Raw genomic sequence first — 13,646 nt, 5'->3', positions numbered from 1 at the left:
CCTTCCCTCAATCGGCGGCGACCGGCTGACGGGCCACCCGAGCCGACCGTACCAACCAGACGACCAGGGCGATCACCAACAGCGTCATCAGCGGCGCCCCGACCGTCTTGGTGAACCGGGGCAGGCCGGTGCCATCGGGCAACACCAGGAACGACGCGACGAGTGCGACGACGACGAACCATCCGGTCCGCCGGGCGGTGGCCGCGAGCACGGCCAACGGCCAGATCCAGTACCAGGGGTGGAAGATCGGCGCGAGCGCGACAGTGGCGGCCAACGCCACAGCGGCGTGCCACAGCGGCTCCCGGGTGCGGGCCCGCCACCAGAGCCAGACCAGCAGCAGCGCCAGCACCGCCACACCGATCCCCCGGGTGACCGGCAGCGCGTCGATGTGCCCGCCGAACGGCACCGCCAGGTAGCCGACGGTCTGGCCGATCGCTGTGGACGGCGACGTCCAGGCGATCGCGTCACCGCCGCTGGCCAGCCCACTGACCCAGCCGAAGTCCAGCCCCGCCGCGACTGTCACCCCGACCACGGCGGCGACAGCGCCGCCGACCACCCACCCGCCGTGCCGCAGCAGAGCCCGGATCGAGTACCCGCCGACGATCGCGGCCAACGCCGCGAACGGCACCACGACGGCCGCGGTCACCTTGATCGCGGCGGCCAGTCCGAGCAGCGCGCCACCGGCGAGCAGCGGGCCGGGGCGGCCCGGCCGGGAGGCGATCACCGCCAGCCCGGCGACCAGCAGGCCGACCATCAGCGCGTCGTTGTGCGCGCCGCCCACCAGGTGCACGGCGACAAGCGGGCAGGCCAGCGCGAGCCAGATCGCCCGATCGGCGGGTACGCCCGCGCGGCGTGCCAGCACCGGCAGGCTGACCGCGGTCAACGCCACGCCGGCCACCGCGATCAGCCGGAACACCACGATCGCGCCGGTCAGCGAGCCGGTGGCCTTGACCACCGCACCGGAGAGCAGCACGAACAGCGGCCCGTACGGCGCGGGCGTGTCCCGCCAGATGTACGAGATGGTGTCCAGCCAGGGGCAGGGCAGCGCGGAGACGCCCTGCTCGTACGGGTTGATCCCGGCGGCGTAGCTGGCGCCCTGGCAGGCGTACGCGTACACGTCCCGGCTGGCCAGCGGCGGTGCGATGAGCATCGGCAGCAGCCAGAGCCCGACGGTGGTCAACGCCCACCGGGTCGATGGCACCGAGTCCCGCAGCGCCCACCAGGCGTAGGCCAGCAACGCGGTGCCGACCAGCCAGGCGGCGAGGACCAGCGGACCGTTCGGGCCCTGCCAGATGCTGACCGGGCTGGAACGCAGCGGGGAGCCGGGCAGGGCGCCGCCGAGGAACGCGGCGACGGCGAGCAACGCCGATCCCGCCAGGCCGATCCAACGCGCGAGGTGGTGAGGCACGCCGGACATGCTGCCAGTACGGTGGTCGCGGTACGGAGGTGGGCATGCGGCGCAGTCGGGTGGTGGCGGTGGCCACCGGTTCCGCCGTCGTGCTCGGCGCGCTCTGGCTGGCCCTGCCGCTGATGGGGTCGGACCTGTCCGCGCAGGTGGCCCGGGCGGACTTCTTCGCGGCCCACGGGCCCACCCCGGTCGACCTGCGGTGGTACGCGGGGGTGCAGCAGTTCGGCTACAGCCTGCTCTCCCAGCCCCTGATGGCACTGCTCGGCGTGCGGGTGACCGGCGCGCTGGCTCTCGTGGCGTCGGCCGCCGCGCTGGCCGCGCTGCTGGTTCGCGCCGAGGTGCCCCGACCGCTGCTGGGCAGCCTGGTCGGGGTGGTGACACTGGTCGGCAACCTGGTCTCCGGCCGGGTCACGTACGCCCTGGGGGTGGCGTTCGGGCTGGCCGCGCTGCTCGCCCTGCGTCGAGGCGTACCCCGAGGAGGGCGAGGGCGGCTCGCGCTCGCCGCGCTCGCCGCGCTGCTGGCCTCGGCGACCAGCCCGGTGGCCGGCCTGTTCGTCGGCCTGGTGGGCGTCGCGCTGCTGCTCACCCGCCGGTACGCCGACGGCCTGGCGCTCGGTGTCGCGGCGGCGGTGCCGCTGGCCGCGACGGCGCTGCTGTTCGGCGACGGCGGCTGGATGAACATCAGCCGCACCGACACGTTGCGCGCGGTGCTGACCAGCCTGCTGGTGGCGGCGCTGGTGACGTGCCGGCCGGTGCGGTTCGGCGCGCTGCTCTCCGCCGCCGGGGTGCTCGCCGCCGCCGCGGTGCACACGCCGGTGGGGTTGAACGCGACCCGGCTGGTGACGATGTTCGCGCTGCCGCTGTTGGCCGCCGCGGCCGGCCCGCCCGCCTGGCTCTCCGAGCGGCTGGCCCGCCGCGCCTGGCTCTCCGAGCGGCTGGCCCGCCGATCGCCACGACCCGCCCGCGCCCGGCTGGCCGGCGGTGTGGGTCTGACCGCGCTGCTGGTGGCGGTCTGCGTGTGGCAGCCGCCGGTGGTCCCCGCCGACCTACGCGGCATCGGCGACCCGACAAGTGCGCCGGGCTACCACGCGCCGCTGCGCGCGTTCCTGGCCGGGCAGCGGCTCACCGGCCGGGTCGAGGTGCCGCCGACCCGCAACTACTGGGAGGCGGCCCGCCTCGGTGAGGTGCCGCTGGCGCGGGGTTGGCTGCGGCAGGCCGACATCGACCGCAACCCGCTGTTCTTCACCACGGTGCCCGGCGCGGCCGGCACCGGCGTACCGCTGACCCCGACCAGCTACCGGGCCTGGCTGGCGGAGAACGCCGTGCAGTTCGTGGCGCTGCCGGACGCCCCGCTGTCCTGGGTGGGGCGGGCCGAGGCGGAGCTGGTCCAGGGCGGGTTGCCGTACCTGACACCGGTCTGGTCCGGGCCGCACTGGCGGGTCTGGGCGGTGGTCGACCCGACGCCGCTGGTCGCCACACCCGCCGAGCTGATCCGCGCCGACGGCGCGGCGGTGACCTTCCGCGCCCCGACCGCCGGTCCGGTGGCGGTCCGGGTCCGGCACAGCCGGTGGCTTGTCGCGTCCGACGGCGCCACTGTCACCGCCGACGGGGCCTGGACCACCGTGACAGTGCCGCGCCCCGGCGAATACACCCTCGGGAGCTGACGCGCCCGCTACCCCTCCAGCACCCGCTGGGCGGCGGCGCGGGAGCGGCGGCCGGTGCGCAGGTACTCGTCGAGGAACTCCCCCGGGTCGTCGCGCCCGAGCAGCCGCACCACGCCGGCCAGCTCCACCCCGTGCCGGGGCAACTGGTCGCCGGCCCGGCCCCGGACCAGCATCAACGCGTTGCGGACCTGTGCGGCCAGGGACCAGCCGGCGGCCATCTCCGCGGCGTCCGCCGGGTCGATCAGGCCGGCCCGCTCGGCCGCCGCGAGGGCATCGAGGGTACGCGTGCCGCGCAGCTCCGGGACCCTGCCCGCGTGCCGGAGCTGGACGAGCTGCACCGCCCACTCCACGTCGGCGAGCCCGCCCCGACCCAGCTTGGTGTGGGTGGCCGGGTCGGCACTGCGGGGCAGCCGCTCGGTCTCCACCCGGGCCTTGATCCGGCGGATCTCGACGACCTGCTCACGGGTCAGCCCCTCGGCCGGGTACCGCACCGGGTCGATCATCGTCGCGAACTCGGCGCCCAGGTCGGCGTCGCCGCAGACGAACCGGGCACGCAGCAACGCCTGCGCCTCCCACACCCGCGACCAGCGGGCGTAGTACTGCGCGTACGCGGCGAGACTGCGCACCAGCGGACCCTGCCTACCCTCCGGGCGCAGGTCGGCGTCCACGCCGAGCGGCGGATCGGGGGCGGGTACGCCGAGCAGCCGGCGCAACTCCTCGGCGATCGCGTGTGCCGCCGCGCTGGCGTCGCTCTCGCTGGCACCGGCGGGCGGGTCGTAGACGAAGAGCACGTCGGCGTCGGAGAGGTAGTTCGACTCGTACCCGCCGAGCCGTCCCACGCCGATCACCGCGAACCGCAGACCCTCCGGGGCCGGCTGACTCGCCCGGGCGGCGCGCAGCGCGGCGGCCAGCGTGGCGTCGGTGACGTCGGCGAGCGCCGTGCCGATCTCGGTGATGTCGACAACCCCGCCGGCGGGCCGGTTCGCGCCGTCCGGCCGACTCGGGGTGGGTGCCAGCGCGCCGGCCCGGCTGAGCACGTCCGCGCAGGCCACCCGGACCAGTTCCCGACGTCGCAGCGCCCGCACCGCGCGGGTGGCCTCGACCGGGTCGGTGTGTCGGGCCGCCGCCGCCAGGAACCCCTCCCGGAGCACCTCGGGCGGGCGCGGGGCCAGCTCGTTCTCCTCGGCCAGCAGCCGCAGCGCCTCCGGGTCCCGGGCGAGCAGGTCGGCCACGTATCGGGACAGGGCGAGGACCCGGGCCAACCGCCGGGCCACCGGGCCGCCGTCACGCAGCAGCCGCAGATACCAGGGCGTGCTGCCCAGTTTGTCGGAGACCTTGCGGTAGTTGAGCAGCCCCCGGTCCGGCTCCGGCGCGTCGGCGAACTCGCTGAGCAGCACCGGCAGCAGCGTCCGCTGGATGGCCGCCGTACGACTCACCCCGCCGGTGAGCGCCTGGAGGTGGCGCAGCGCCCCGGCCGGGTCGGCGAAGCCGAGGATCTCCAGCCGGTGACTGGCCGCCTCCGGAGTGAGTCGCAACCCGTCGGCCGGCACCCGGGCCACCGACTCCAGCAACGGCCGGTAGAGCAGTTTGGCGTGCAGTCGGCGTACCTCGGTGGCGTGGGTGACCCACTCGGCCCGGAAGCTCTCCACGGCGCTGTGCCCCGGCGTGGCCGTGAAACCCAGCGCGGCGGCGAGCCAGCGCAACGCGCCCGGTTCGCTGGGCACTGTGTGCGTACGACGCAGACCCTGGAGTTGGAGCCGGTGCTCGACGGTGCGCAGGAAGCGGTAGCCGCGCAGCAGCGCCTCGCCGTCGGCCCGACCGACGTAGCCGCCGGCGACGAGCGCGCGCAGCGCCGGGATGGTGCCGGGCACCCGCAGCGTCTCGTCGACGCGGCCGTGCACGAGTTGCAGCAACTGGACGGCGAACTCGATGTCGCGCAGCCCGCCGGGGCCGCGCTTGATCTCGCGTTCCAGCTCCTTCGGCGGGATGTGGTCGATGATCCGCCGGCGCATGGCGCGGACGTCCTCGACCGCCTCGGGCCGTTCGGCCGCCCGCCACACCAGCGGCGCGAGCCTGTCGATCCACTCCTGGGCCACCGGCACGTCACCGGCGGCCGGGCGGGCCTTGAGCAGCGCCTGGAACTCCCAGGTGCGCGCCCACCGGCGGTAGTAGGCCAGGTGGCTGGCGAGGGTTCGCACCAGCGGGCCCCGGTTGCCCTCGGGGCGCAGCGCGGCGTCCACCGGCCAGGCGACGAGCCCGCAGATGTGGATCAGCCGGGTCGCCACCAGGGTCGCGGCCGGCAGGTCGGCGTCCTCGGCCGCCACGAAGATGACGTCCACGTCGGAGACGTAGTTCAGCTCGCCGCCGCCGCACTTGCCCATCGCCACGACCGCGAGCCGGGGCCGCTCGGTGCCCTCCGCCAGCTCCGTGACGGCGATCTCGTACGCGGCGGCCAGTGTCGCGTCGGCAAGCGCGGACAGCGCGGCCATTGTCTGCTCCAGGCCACGCCCGCCGGTCAGGTCGGCCGCCGCGATCCGCAACAGTGCCAGCCGGTACGCGGTCCGCAGCGCCGCCACCGGGTTGCCGCCGGCTGTCAGCTCCAGCCGGCCCTCGGCGATCGGGGCGAGCCCGTCCGCGGCGGTGCGCAGCGCCAGGCAGTGCTCGGGGTTGGCCACCAGGTGATCACCGAGGGCCGCCGACGCGCCGAGCACCGCGATCAGCCGCCGCCGCAGGCCGGGATCGGCGTGCAGCTCCGCGAGCAGCGACGATGCGGCGCTGCGGCCGCCGCCCTCGGTGTTCCCGCCGCTCAGGCTGCCCCCGGCGTTGCCGGCGCTCGTGCGGCCCCCGGCGTTGCCGCCGCCCCCGCCGCCGCTCAGGCGGTCCCCGGCGCCGCCGGCGCTCGTGCGCCGTTCGGCCTCCATGATGCGGTGTAGTTGCCGCAGCGCCAGGTCCGGGTCGGCGGCCCGGGACAGTGCGGCGAGCAGCTCCGCGGCGGCCTCGTCGGCCGGCTCCTGCTCCTCCGGCAGCCACAGCCGCAGCCCGTCCGGGCCGAGCAGGTCCGCGGCGCGCGCGCCACCGTCGCCCTCTGCGGTGCCGAAGCCGTAACGGGCGAGCCGGCCCGGTGCCCTGGTCGGCCGGCTCATCAGTGCCCGAGCAGCGGCAGGCCGCGCCGCGTCGTGCTGTCGTCCAACTCGCCGAGGGCCAGCGCGGCGAACCGGGCGGCGAACGGCTGCCAGACCTCCTCGACGTCGGCGAGCACCGAAGCGCAGGCCGCCACCACCAGCTCCGGGTCGTAGCCCAGCTCGGCGAGTTGGGTCGAGTCGGTCGCCCAGTCGGCGATCATCGCGGCGTCGCACTCGATGTGGAACTGCAACCCCCACGCCCGGTCACCGAGCCGGAACGCCTGGTGCGGGTAGCGGGTGGACGCGGCCAGCAGGGTGGCGCCCCGGGGCAGCTCGGTGATCTCGTCGGCGTGCCACTGGAGCACGTCCGGGATCAACGGCACGTACCGGAACAACGGGTCGTGCTCGGCGGCGTCGCGCCGGCCGACCACGCCGGGGCCGATCTCCGGCCCGGACGGGCTCCGCTCGACCAGGCCGGCATGCGCGGTGGCGAGCAGTTGCGCGCCCAGGCAGACCGCCAGGGTGGGCACCCGGTAGCGGACGGCCTTGCGGAGCAGGCCCTCCACCGCCGGAAACCATGAAGCGCCGGGCGAGCCGTCCGGCAGCGGGTACGCCTGTTGGTCGCCGCCGAGCACCACAAGCGCGGCGTACCCCTCCAGGTCGGCGGGGAGTTCTTCGCCGGCGTGCGGGCGGACCACCCGCAGCTCCAGCCCAGCCTCGGTCAGCCACTCACCCAGCCGGCGCGCGTCGTCCGTCGGGTCGTTCTCGATCACCAGCGCGGTTGCCACCCGTCGAGGCTAGCCGGTGCGCCGTGTGCCGCCATGCCCCGCCACCGGGATGCGCGCGCCGGCCGTCGATCCTGGATCCGGCGGGGTCGCTGACGCCTGTTTCCTAAGAACTGGCCGACCTGCGGCGGGCCCGGACGACGACCGGCGGCGTTACGGTTTCGTCCAGATACCACACCGGTATCCGAACGAAACCCCGCCTTGCCGGATCGCCGCCCGGACTCCGCCTCGGCTCGACCGCCCTAATGAAACAGGCGTTAGGCTCTGCGGTTGTGATCAACGAGGACCCCGCCGCCGTCCGCCCGCCCGTGCTGCGACCGGGTGACACGGTGCTGCTGGTGTCACCGTCCGGGCCGACCTCGCCGGAGCGGGTGGCTCGGGGGATGGAGCTGCTCCTCGGTTGGGGGCTGCGGCCGGTCCCGGCACCGCACGCGTACGCCCGCCACGGCTACCTCGCCGGCACCGACGACCTGCGTGCCGCCGACCTGAACGCCGCGTTCGCCGACCCGCAGGTACGCGGGGTGATCTGCACCCGGGGCGGCTACGGCGTCCAGCGGATCGTGGACGCCATCGACATGGCCGCCGTACGCCGTGACCCGAAGGTGGTGGCCGGTTTCTCGGACATCACCGCGTTGCAGTTCGCGCTGTGGCGGGGTGCCCGGCTGGCCGGGGTGCACGGCCCGGGGGCGGCCTGGCGCGACGAGCGGACCCCGCTGCGCTCCGCCGAGTCCCTGCACGCGGCGCTGATGACGACCGAGCCGGTGTCGATCAGCGCGCTGCCCACCGAGGACACCTTCGGCGTACGCGTTCCCGGTCGCGCCACCGGCACCCTGCTCGGCGGCAACCTGTGCCTGATCGCCGCGTCGATCGGCACCCCGGACCTGCCCGACCTGACCGGTGCGGTGCTGTTGATCGAGGACGTGCAGGAGCCCCCGTACAAGGTCGACCGGATGCTCACCCAACTGCGCCGGGCCGGCGTGCTGGACGGGCTGGCCGGGGTGGCGGTCGGGCAGTTCACCGACTGTGGCGACGGTTGGGACACCACGATCGTCGACGTGCTCACCGAACGCCTCGGCGACCTGGGCGTACCAGTGCTCGGCGGCCTGCCGATCGGCCACGGCCACGGCCAGCTGACGGTCCCGTTCGGCACCCAGGCCACCCTCGACACCAACACCAACACCCTGACCGCAGCCCCCGCAGTCCAGTAACCCCCGCCCCCGTCCCCCTCCCCCGGTGATCATGAGGTTGTAGTCGGTCGCCACGGCGTGTCGCGGCAATAACGTCATGATCACCGCCGGGTCAGGCGGGGTGGGGTGGGGTTAGGGGAGGGGGAGGTGGGCTACTGCGCCGGTCTCCAGGGCGGCCCAGATGCCGTTGGCGGTGCGGGTGATGCCGTGTGGTTCGGCGTTGGGCGTGGGTAGGGCGTAGCTGTCGATCCGGCCGGTGGGATCAAGGTGACCGACCCGGTTGGCTCCCCACTCGGTGAACCAGGCCCCACCGGCCGGATCGGCCACGATCGCGTGGGGACGGGCCGCACGATCGGGCAGCGGGAACTCGGCGATCTCGCCGTCGGGGGCGATCCGGCCGAGCTGACCGGCGGTGATCTCCACGAACCAGATCGCACCATCGCTGCCAAGCGTGATGCCGACCGGGCCGGCGTCCGCGGTGGGCAACTGATGCAGTGTCACAGTGCCGTCGAGGTCGATCCGGCCGATCGCGTTCGCCTGGTTGAGGGTGAACCAGAGAGCCTGGTCCGCCCCGGCGGTGATCATCGAGGCGAACCCGCCGGTCACCGGCAACGGGAACACCGTGACCGTGCCGTCGACGTCCACCCGGCCGATCGTGTCGGAGCTCATCCCGGCGTACCAGAGCGCGCCATCTCCTCCGGCGGCGATACCGCCCGGCCCGGTGCCGCTCGGCAGGGCGATCGTGCGCTGCTCGCCGTCGGTGCTGATCCGACCGATCCGGTCGTCCCCCGAGCGGGTGAACCACAGGGCGTCGTCCGGCCCCGCTGTGATGATCAGTGGGCGGCCGCCAGGCGGATCCAGCGGGTACGTCCGGACCGTTCCGTCGGCCCCCAGGCGGGCGATCGCGCCGGCGTGGACCAGCGTCAGCCACAACGCGCCGTCGGGGCCAGCCGTGATGCCGTACGGGCCGACGCCCGGCTCGACGAGTGGTATCTCCCGAATCTCGACAGTCATCGCGACCTGCGTCCTTTCGTCGGTGAGTCGCCAATCCTGACGGTTCATCACGGGCTGGCGCAATCGATTTGGCCGCCGACCGGCCAGGATTGTCAGCCCGCTGACAGGTTCGCCACGGGTTACGCCCAGCCAGCCTGGTCACTGTCGGTGCTGACAGCGCACGTCACCGACCTCCTGGAGGACAGCATGTCCCGCACCATCCGTAGGAAGCACCTGCTGGCCGGTCTGGCCACCGCCGGCGTCCTCGGCGTGGGGATCGCCGCCCCGACGATCGCGTTCGCCGCGGACACCCCGACTCCGACACCGAGCGCCAGCACCGCCCCGGCTCCCGGCGCGAAGGCCGACGCCGCTCCCGGCACGGAGGCCAATGCCGCTCCGGGTGCGAAGGCCGACCGGCAGAACGAGTTCGCCGAAGCGCTCGCCAAGGAGCTGGGCGTGCCCACCGACAGGGTGACCGCCGCGCTGGAGAAGGTCCGCGAGCAGCACCGGCCGGCCGGTCGGCCGCAGCGCCCGTCCGCCGAGGACCGGCAGGCCGCGCTCAGGGAACGGCAGGCCGCGCTGAAGGCACGCCTGGACCAGGCGGTCAAGGACGGCAAGCTCACCCGGGAGCAGGCCGACGCCGTCACCAAGGCCATCGAGGCCGGCGTCCTCCCCGGCCCGGGCGCCCACCGGGGGCCGGGCGGTCACGGCGGACCGGGCAACGACGGCGGCCCAGCGGGTACGCCCGGCAAGTGACCCTCCGGGGCAGGCCCTGGCCGGACCGGGCCTGCCCCGGCTTGATCCACTCGACATTCATGAACCCGCGGTGTCCACACCAGCCCAACACCCCCGATTCCATGAAACCGAGTCGATCAACGCCCGACGCACACCAACCAGACCCACCCGGCCGGCCGCACTCTGGGCGGTAGACCCCGCAGGCGTCCGGCAGCGGGCCCCAGGCAGGCGGGCTTCAGGCTGGCGGGCTTCAGGCTGGCGGGCTTCAGGCTGGCGGGCTTCAGGCTGGCGGGCTTCAGGCTGGCGGGGGCGTGAAGACCCCCAGGTGGTTGCCGGCCGGGTCGAGCAGGTGGGCCAACGTGAGCCCGCTCGGGGCCGTTCGCGCCGGCACCAGCACCCGGCCGCCGGACTCCTCGGCCCGCCGGCAGGTCTCCGCCACGTCGGCGACCTCGGCGTAGAACACCGCGTAGTTCGGCGACGTCCCGTCGGTGGCCCGGATCGCCCCGCCGATCCCGGTGTCGCCACCGGCGCCGGTCACCCGGTAGGACCCGCCGTCGGCCGAGCCCTGCTCCTCGAAGGACCAGCCGAACAGTTCGCCGTAGAAGCGTTCCGCCTCCTCCGGCCGATCGGTGCCGATCTCGAACCAGGTGATGGGTGTCGCGGACATCTGCTGCCTCCAGGGTTTTCGAGCCGTCGTTCGGCCGTCTTCTGGAGCAGTCTCAAGGTCGTCCGCGACACCGTCCTGTCGGTGTTTCCGGATCACCCGACAGATTTTGGGGCCCGGCACATGCCCGGCGCACCCACCGATGCCCCGACACGCGCAGCCGGTTGCCCGGCACGCCCCACCGGGGCCGCTCAGTCGACCCGTCTCAGACCAGGCTCAGCGATCGGACCCGCTCCCGGGGGATGTCCAGATCCGTCGGGCGAAGCTCCCGGACCACCACGTCGGGCAGCGCCTGGACGCTGCGGATCCGGTCGGTGCGAAAGCAGCGCAGTTCGTCGCGCAGCCGGCACCAGGCCAGCAGATACCAGTGTCGGGGGTTGCCGAGGTAGCCCAGCGGCTCGACGTCGCGCGCCGAGGCCGTGCCGGCGCGGTCGGCGTACCGGATGCGCAGCACCCGCCGCGCGGCGACCGCGTCGGCGACGATGGCCGGGACGGGCGTGGCCGGCCCGTCACCGACCAGGTGCACCCGGCCGGCGAGGCGGTGCGCTTCGGCGGCGTCGGCGGCCGGCAACACCGCCACCAGTTTGCGCAGCGCGGTGGCCCCCGGGGCGGCGAACGGCGTGCCGTCGAGGCGGTGCAGCGCGACGGCCATCGCCACCGCCTCGGCGGCGGTCAGGTTGACCGGCGGCAGGGTGCGGCTGCGGTCCAGGACGTAACCACCGGTGCGCCCCGGCTCGGCCCAGATCGGCACCCCGGCCTCCTGGAGTGCGCCGATGTCCCGCTCGATGGTCCGGCTGCTCACCTCGAAACGGACCGCCAGCCAGCGGGCGCTGCGTGGCCGTGGTGACACCGCCCGCAGCTCCTCGACCAACGCGTAGAGCCGGTCCGTACGGTTCATGCCCCGCACGCTACGGCCCGGGTACGACGCCCCGCGGCGACCCGCCCGCACAGCGACGCCGAGACGGCACGCCGACGCCGACGCCGACCCACCAGCACGGGCTTGCGGACAGCCGCCTCAGGCGATGCAGGCGCAGACGATCAGCGCGGCGCCGAAGTGGGTGGCGGCGCTGACCCGGGCCGCCGGGTGCGGCTCGGGCGAGCAGATGACCTCGCCGAGCTTGCCCGGGGTGAGCAGGTCCAGCACCACGAAGGCCAGCGCCATGATGGCCAGCCCGACCAGCCCGAACAGCACAGTGGAGGCGAGCCCCCTGCCGAAGTCGCTGTAGCTGGTCAGGATCGCGGTGAAGACGATCCCGGCGATGCCGAGCTGGTTGGCGGCCAGCAGCAGCCCCGCGTTGGCGTTGCGGTCGACCCAGATCAGGTCCCGCAACCGCCCGGGGGTGAGCAGGTCGACCAGGCCGAAGCCGGCCGCCATCAGCCCCACGCCGACGATCCCGAACACGACGCTCTGCCAGGCACCGCTGAGCAGATCCTCCAGCACCGACTGCCTCCCGACTCTCCGCCCGGAGGGGTACCGGCGCGGTGATCGAGACGATAGCGGCAGTGCGCAACCGCGTCAGCCCCGCGACTGGGCCGCGTGTCGAAGTCCTCGGCCGAGCCGAGGCGGAGTCCAGACGGCGGTCCGGCCGCGCCTGCCGCAGGCCTGGCAGGGGCTTTGACACGCGCCCTAGAGCGCCAGGTAGCGCTGCCGCTCGTACGGGGTGACCTCGCGGCGGTACTGCTCCCACTCGGCCCGCTTGTTGCGCAGGAAGAAGTCGAAGACGTGTTCGCCGAGCACCTCGGCGACCAGCTCGGACTCGGCCATCACGTCGATCGCCTCGGCGAGGTTCTCCGGCAGCGCCTCGTAGCCCATGGCACGCCGCTCGGCGCTGGTCAGCGACCAGACGTCGTCCTCGGCGCCCGGCGGCAGCTCGTAGCCCTCCTCGATGCCCTTCAGGCCGGCGCCGAGCAGCACCGCGAAGGCCAGGTAGGGGTTGGCCGCCGAATCGGGTGAGCGGACCTCGACGCGGGCCGAGTTGGGCTTGCCGTACGCGGGAACCCGGACCAGCGCGGAGCGGTTGAGGTGACCCCAGCAGACGTACGCCGGGCTCTCGGTGATCCGGTCCGGCAGGGCCTGCGGGAACAGCCGCTTGTACGAGTTGACCCACTGGTTGGTGACCGCCGTGTATTCCCGGGCGTGCACCAGGAGGCCGGCGATGAACGACTTCGCGACCTTGGAGAGCTTCATCGGGTCGCCGCTGTCGTGGAACGCGTTGCGCTCCCCCTCGAACAGCGACAGGTGGGTGTGCATCCCGCTGCCCGGCTGGTCGGTGAACGGCTTCGGCATGAAGCTGGCCTGCACACCCGTGGAGAGCGCCACCTCCTTGACCACGTGCCGGAAGGTCATGATGTTGTCGGCGGTGGTGAGCGCGTCGGCGTAGCGCAGGTCGATCTCCTGCTGGCCGGGTGCGACCTCGTGGTGGCTGAACTCCACGGAGATGCCGATGCGTTCCAGCGCCAGCACGCCCTGGCGGCGGAAGTCGCGCGCCACGGCGTGGGTGGTGTGCTCGAAGTAGCCGCCGGTGTCGACCGGGGTGGGCACCGAGCCGTCCTGGGGGCCGTTCTCCAGCAGGAAGAACTCGATCTCCGGGTGGGTGTAGAAGGTGAAGCCCTTCTCGGCGGCCTTGGACAGCGCGCGGCGCAGCACGTGCCGGGGGTCGGCCCAGGAGGGGCCGCCGTCGGGCAGCAGGATGTCGCAGAACATCCGGGCGCTCTCGCCGCTGACCCCGCCCTCGAAGGGGAACACCTGGAAGGTGGTCGGGTCGGGCATGGCCACCATGTCCGATTCGAAGACCCGGGCGAAGCCCTCGATCGCCGAGCCGTCGAAGCCGATGCCCTCCTCGAAGGCCGCCTCCAACTCGGCCGGCGCCACCGAGACGCTCTTGAGCGTGCCCAGCACGTCCGTGAACCACAGCCGAACGAACCGGATGTCCCGCTCTTCCAGCGTGCGGAGGACGAACTCCTGCTGACGGTCCACTTCCCCAACCCCTCGCGACACTCTTTTGTCCGCCTTGGCCGGGCTGCCCCGGCCTGATCGCCCAGTCTTACCGGGCCTGGTTACGCAGACGTTACGCGAACTGCCGCCGGC

At 73.9% G+C, this 13,646-nt stretch carries 11 protein-coding genes; 3 read left to right on the top strand and 8 right to left on the bottom strand.

Annotated elements, in window-relative coordinates:
- Window positions 1-7 precede the first annotated feature (7 nt).
- A complete protein-coding gene (gene mptB, locus AB0A95_RS01140) occupies window positions 8-1,408 on the bottom strand; it encodes a polyprenol phosphomannose-dependent alpha 1,6 mannosyltransferase MptB (RefSeq protein ID WP_357553559.1) in 1,401 nt (466 codons plus the stop codon).
- 44 nt (window positions 1,409-1,452) lie between these two features.
- Between mptB and AB0A95_RS01135 the strand changes: the two genes are divergently transcribed.
- Window positions 1,453-3,072, top strand: a complete 1,620-nt coding sequence (locus tag AB0A95_RS01135; protein ID WP_357553558.1) for a hypothetical protein — start codon at window positions 1,453-1,455, stop codon at window positions 3,070-3,072.
- An 8-nt stretch (window positions 3,073-3,080) separates the two neighbouring features.
- Here the strand turns inward: AB0A95_RS01135 and AB0A95_RS01130 are convergent, their stop codons facing one another.
- Both AB0A95_RS01130 and AB0A95_RS01125 read right to left on the bottom strand, forming a co-directional pair.
- Complete coding sequence (locus AB0A95_RS01130; RefSeq protein WP_357553557.1) at window positions 3,081-6,215, bottom strand: bifunctional [glutamine synthetase] adenylyltransferase/[glutamine synthetase]-adenylyl-L-tyrosine phosphorylase; 3,135 nt, start codon at window positions 6,213-6,215, stop codon at window positions 3,081-3,083.
- A complete protein-coding gene (locus AB0A95_RS01125; protein WP_357553556.1) occupies window positions 6,215-6,982 on the bottom strand; it encodes a type 1 glutamine amidotransferase in 768 nt (255 codons plus the stop codon). Before AB0A95_RS01125 ends, AB0A95_RS01130 begins: the two co-directional genes overlap by 1 nt.
- A 269-nt stretch (window positions 6,983-7,251) precedes the next feature.
- Between AB0A95_RS01125 and AB0A95_RS01120 the strand changes: the two genes are divergently transcribed.
- On the top strand, window positions 7,252-8,187 hold the full coding sequence (locus AB0A95_RS01120) for an LD-carboxypeptidase (RefSeq protein ID WP_357553555.1): 936 nt from the start codon (window positions 7,252-7,254) through the stop codon (window positions 8,185-8,187).
- A 111-nt stretch (window positions 8,188-8,298) separates the two neighbouring features.
- Here the strand turns inward: AB0A95_RS01120 and AB0A95_RS01115 are convergent, their stop codons facing one another.
- Window positions 8,299-9,180, bottom strand: a complete 882-nt coding sequence (locus AB0A95_RS01115; RefSeq protein WP_357553554.1) for a virginiamycin B lyase — start codon at window positions 9,178-9,180, stop codon at window positions 8,299-8,301.
- Window positions 9,181-9,366: 186 nt separating this feature from the next.
- On the opposite strand from AB0A95_RS01115, the gene AB0A95_RS01110 reads away from it, so the two are divergent.
- On the top strand, window positions 9,367-9,915 hold the full coding sequence (locus AB0A95_RS01110; RefSeq protein ID WP_357553664.1) for a hypothetical protein: 549 nt from the start codon (window positions 9,367-9,369) through the stop codon (window positions 9,913-9,915).
- Between the two features lie 274 nt (window positions 9,916-10,189).
- Here the strand turns inward: AB0A95_RS01110 and AB0A95_RS01105 are convergent, their stop codons facing one another.
- The 4 genes from AB0A95_RS01105 to glnA all read right to left on the bottom strand — a co-directional run bounded on the left by AB0A95_RS01105 (window position 10,190) and on the right by glnA (window position 13,535).
- A complete protein-coding gene (locus tag AB0A95_RS01105; protein WP_357553553.1) occupies window positions 10,190-10,561 on the bottom strand; it encodes a VOC family protein in 372 nt (123 codons plus the stop codon).
- 202 nt (window positions 10,562-10,763) lie between these two features.
- The gene (locus tag AB0A95_RS01100; protein ID WP_357553552.1) at window positions 10,764-11,456 is read right to left on the bottom strand and encodes a WYL domain-containing protein; all 693 of its coding nucleotides are present in this window, start codon (window positions 11,454-11,456) and stop codon (window positions 10,764-10,766) included.
- 117 nt (window positions 11,457-11,573) lie between these two features.
- Entirely contained in the window at window positions 11,574-11,999 is a 426-nt protein-coding gene (locus AB0A95_RS01095) for a DUF350 domain-containing protein (RefSeq protein WP_357070446.1), read from the bottom strand.
- 186 nt (window positions 12,000-12,185) lie between these two features.
- On the bottom strand, window positions 12,186-13,535 hold the full coding sequence (glnA, locus tag AB0A95_RS01090; RefSeq protein ID WP_357553551.1) for a type I glutamate--ammonia ligase: 1,350 nt from the start codon (window positions 13,533-13,535) through the stop codon (window positions 12,186-12,188).
- Window positions 13,536-13,646: the final 111 nt, after the last annotated feature.

This window comes from Micromonospora sp. NPDC049230 (genome assembly GCF_040647875.1).
Classification (GTDB): domain Bacteria; phylum Actinomycetota; class Actinomycetes; order Mycobacteriales; family Micromonosporaceae; genus Micromonospora.
The sequence above is the reverse complement of the archived record's forward strand: the minus strand, read 5'-3'. Positions and strand labels throughout refer to the sequence as shown.

What these genes read in the sequence shown, in the direction of transcription:
- AB0A95_RS01135 (WP_357553558.1), top strand. Translation starts at nt 1,453, where the DNA reads ATGCGGCGCAGTCGGGTGGTGGCGGTGGCCACCGGTTCCGCCGTCGTG.
- AB0A95_RS01130 (WP_357553557.1), bottom strand. Translation starts at nt 6,215, where the DNA reads ATGAGCCGGCCGACCAGGGCACCGGGCCGGCTCGCCCGTTACGGCTTC.
- AB0A95_RS01115 (WP_357553554.1), bottom strand. Translation starts at nt 9,180, where the DNA reads ATGACTGTCGAGATTCGGGAGATACCACTCGTCGAGCCGGGCGTCGGC.
- AB0A95_RS01110 (WP_357553664.1), top strand. Translation starts at nt 9,367, where the DNA reads ATGTCCCGCACCATCCGTAGGAAGCACCTGCTGGCCGGTCTGGCCACC.
- AB0A95_RS01105 (WP_357553553.1), bottom strand. Translation starts at nt 10,561, where the DNA reads ATGTCCGCGACACCCATCACCTGGTTCGAGATCGGCACCGATCGGCCG.
- AB0A95_RS01100 (WP_357553552.1), bottom strand. Translation starts at nt 11,456, where the DNA reads ATGAACCGTACGGACCGGCTCTACGCGTTGGTCGAGGAGCTGCGGGCG.